This window comes from Streptacidiphilus melanogenes, from assembly GCF_000787835.1.
GTDB lineage: Bacteria > Actinomycetota > Actinomycetes > Streptomycetales > Streptomycetaceae > Streptacidiphilus > Streptacidiphilus melanogenes.
On the sequence record NZ_BBPP01000026.1, the window covers coordinates 1 to 2860 of the forward strand.

General features: G+C 71.6%; 3 protein-coding genes. 2 read left to right on the forward strand and 1 reads right to left on the reverse strand.

Features of this window, described 5'->3' with window-relative positions; translation table 11 throughout:
• Positions 1-650, forward strand: a 650-nt coding sequence (locus TR49_RS24680) for an ECF subfamily RNA polymerase sigma factor, BldN family (protein ID WP_042385628.1), incomplete at its 5' end; no start/stop codon positions are given.
• 177 nt (positions 651-827) lie between these two features.
• The gene (locus TR49_RS24685) at positions 828-2000 is read left to right on the forward strand and encodes a DUF5667 domain-containing protein (protein ID WP_042385394.1); all 1173 of its coding nucleotides are present in this window, start codon (positions 828-830) and stop codon (positions 1998-2000) included.
• Positions 2001-2062: 62 nt separating this feature from the next.
• Here the strand turns inward: TR49_RS24685 and TR49_RS24690 are convergent.
• Positions 2063-2860 (reverse strand): lysophospholipid acyltransferase family protein (locus tag TR49_RS24690; protein WP_042385397.1); only part of this gene is annotated, 798 nt, incomplete at its 5' end.

Below are 2860 nucleotides of genomic sequence, written 5' to 3' on the forward strand. Positions count from 1 at the left end.
GCGCTGCGGCGGCCGCCGCAGCCGGCGCGGCCACGGGGGCGGCAGGCGCGGCGGGGTCGGCCGGGTCCGAGGCGGGCACGGGTTCCGGGTGGGAGAGCCCGGCCGGGAACCCGATCATGGCGCTGGTCGAACGCGCCCAGGACGGCGACGGCGAGGCCTTCGGCCGGCTCTACGACCACTACGCCGACACGGTCTACCGGTACATCTACTACCGCGTCGGGGGCCGGGCCACGGCCGAGGACCTCACCAGCGAGACCTTCCTGCGGGCGCTGCGCCGCATCGGCACCTTCACCTGGCAGGGCCGGGACTTCGGCGCCTGGCTGGTCACCATCGCGCGGAACCTGGTGGCCGACCACTTCAAGTCCAGCCGGTTCCGGCTGGAGGTCACCACCGGCGAGATGCTCGACTCCAACCAGGTCGAGCCGAGCCCCGAGGAGTCGGTGCTGGAGTCGCTCTCCAACGCCGCCCTGCTGGAGGCCGTGCGCCGGCTCAACCCGCAGCAGCAGGAGTGCGTCACGCTCCGCTTCCTGCAGGGGCTTTCGGTGGCGGAGACGGCCCGGATCATGGGCAAGAACGAGGGAGCGATCAAGACCTTGCAGTACCGCGCGGTCCGCACGCTGGCCCGACTGCTGCCGAGCGATGCCCGGTAGCGGCGACGCGCATACCGGTGGAGCTGACGCTTGCGTAACCCTCCTCTCTCACAATCGTTGCGCAGGATGCAAGGCCCAATTCCGGGAACTGCTTCACCCTTTCGGGTGGATGGTGGCGCGACGGTGCAACCTGCCGATCGGCCGAACAGTCGATAACGTCGAGAGGAGGTGCTGCCCATGACAGCGAACGTGCTGGAGTTCCGTCGGGCGAGAGCCTTCGCCGACGCCGTGGATGCCCGGGAGGCCCGGTTCGACGAAGAGCCCGGCGAGGGACAGTACGACCATATGCTCGCCATGGTGACCACCCTGGCCACCGTGTCCGGGCCGAGCCTTGACCCTCAGGTCCGTCTGACCCAACGCGCGCTGCTGGTGGCCGAGTTCGAGCGGGCCTACGCCGGCGGTGGCGGCGCGACCGTGCCTGCCCAGCGCTCCCGTCGCGGTTCCCACCGCGCGGGTCGGCCCGCGGCGCTGTGGCCGTCCACCCGTTGGGGTCGCCGCCTCGCCGTCGGCGGTCTGGCCTCGATGATGGCGCTCGGCACGCTCGGTGGCGTGGCCGTCGCCGCCACGTCGTCCCTGCCCGGGGATTCCCTCTACGGCATGAAGCGGGGCCTGGAGGACTGGCGGCTCAACCTCGCCGGATCCGACGAGGAACGTGGCAAGCTGCTGCTGGACGAGGCCTCCACGCGCATGGACGAGGCCCGTCGACTGATGGGCCGCGGTACGCCGGTGGGTCCCCGTCGGCTCAGCCCGCAGACCATCGCCGACCTCGACCGCGCACTGTCCGACATGAACGCCGAGGGCAAGCGCGGCCGTGATCTGCTCAACGAGATCTACCGGCGCAGTCACTCGCTCGCACCGCTGCAGCAGCTGGCCGGCTTCGCCGCGGTGCAGAGCCGCGCGATGGACCAGCTCGAGCCCGAACTCCCCGGCCAGCTCGACCCGGTGGCTTCGCAGGTGCGCGGCCTGCTCTCCGGGATAAGGCAGGAGGTCACCCCGCTGCTCCCGGCCCAGCCGGGCGCGGGGTCCGGCTCCGACCCGAGCGGCTCCCCGTCGCCGTCCACGTCCGTCGGGGCCCCCACGGGCAGCACGACGTCGGGCACGGGCACGATGCAGAGCGGGGCTTCGCCCTCCTCGGCGCCCTCGGGCCAGACCACCTCCGGTACGGGCAACCTCGTCGGCGGCTCCGGCCTCGGCAGCGTCGGCGGCCTCCTCGGCGGCGCCTCGCCCTCCACCGCCCCGTCCGCCACGCCGAGCGCAAGCCCGAGCGGTTCGGGAGGCAGCAGCCTGACGATCCCCCCTTTGGTCGGGGGCTTGCTGCCGGGGATCGGGATCGGGGTCTCGGGCGGCTAGCGATCTAGGGGTGTGAGGCCGAGCCGGATATGGGCTCGGCCTCACACCCTTGACCGGTGCGACTAGAAGAACACCGAACGCCGCTGGACCAGCATCCGGTAGAGCGTGTGCTGGATGGTCTCGCGGACCTGGTCCGTCAGGTTGAACATCAGCATCGGGTCGTCCGCCGCCTCCGGCGGGTACGCGTCCGTGGGGATCGGTTCGCCGAACTGGATGACCCACTTCGTGGGGAGCGGCAGCGCCCCCAGCGGGCCGAGCCACGGGAACGTGGGAGTGATCGGCACGTACGGGAGGCCCAGCAGACGGGCCAGGGTCTTCGCGTTGCCGATCATCGGGTAGGTCTCCTCCGCCCCGACGATCGAGCACGGCACGATCGGGACCCCGGCCCGCAGTGCGGACGAGACGAAGCCGCCGCGGCCGAAGCGCTGGAGCTTGTAGCGGTCGGCGAAGGGCTTGCCGATGCCCTTGAAGCCCTCCGGCCAGACCCCGACGATCTCGCCGTTCTCCAGCAGCCGCTGCGCGTCCTCGTTGCAGGCGAGCGTGTGCCCGGCCTTGCGGGCCAGCTCGTTCACGACCGGCAGCACGAAGACCAGGTCCGCCGCGAGCATCCGCAGGTGGCGGTCGGCGTGGTCGTGGATGGCGACCTGTGTCATCAGCGCGTCCAGCGGCAGCACGCCGGAGTGGTTGGCGACGACCAGCGCGCCGCCCTTGGTGGGCAGGTTCTCCGCGCCGCGCACCTCGACCCGGAAGTACTTGTCCGCGAGCGGGCGCATCAGCGACAGGAAGACCTGCTCGGTGAGCTCCTCGTCGAAGCCGAACTCGTCGATCCGGTAGTCGCCGGTCAGGCGCCGCCGCAGGAA

What these genes read in the sequence shown, in the direction of transcription:
- TR49_RS24685 (WP_042385394.1), top strand. Translation starts at nt 828, where the DNA reads ATGACAGCGAACGTGCTGGAGTTCCGTCGGGCGAGAGCCTTCGCCGAC.